This is a genomic window from Falsihalocynthiibacter sp. S25ZX9, from assembly GCF_041205405.1.
In the GTDB taxonomy this organism is placed as follows: Bacteria; Pseudomonadota; Alphaproteobacteria; order Rhodobacterales; family Rhodobacteraceae; genus Falsihalocynthiibacter; species Falsihalocynthiibacter arcticus.
The window spans coordinates 1-277 of record NZ_JBGFCD010000367.1 but is presented as its reverse complement, the minus strand read 5'-3'; the positions used below and the strand labels follow the sequence as shown (position 1 = coordinate 277).

General features: G+C 57.0%; 1 protein-coding gene. It reads left to right on the top strand.

What is annotated here, in order from left to right; all coding sequences use genetic code 11:
* Positions 1–97: 97 nt before the first annotated feature.
* The coding region (locus tag AB9F29_RS22605; RefSeq protein WP_369757340.1) for a biotin/lipoyl-containing protein at positions 98–277 on the top strand (180 nt) is incomplete at its 3' end.

Sequence of the window (277 nt, the reverse complement as noted above, 5' to 3'; positions counted from 1 at the left end):
CCCGTTCCGTTTTCGCCAGCCTTGGAAGACATCACCGTTCCAACCGCCGAAACGGTCGCCGAAACCGCCAGAAAACTCATGCGCGGGGAGATGTTCCATGGCGCATGAGGTCATCATGCCCGCCCTAGGGATGGCGCAGGAAACAGGTAAAATCGTAAGCTGGCAGAAGCAAGCGGGCGATGCAGTCAAGATCGGCGACGTGTTGATGGAGGTCGAGACCGACAAAGCGGTCATGGATGTAGAAGCGCTCGCAGATGGCTATTTAGGCTCCGTTAGT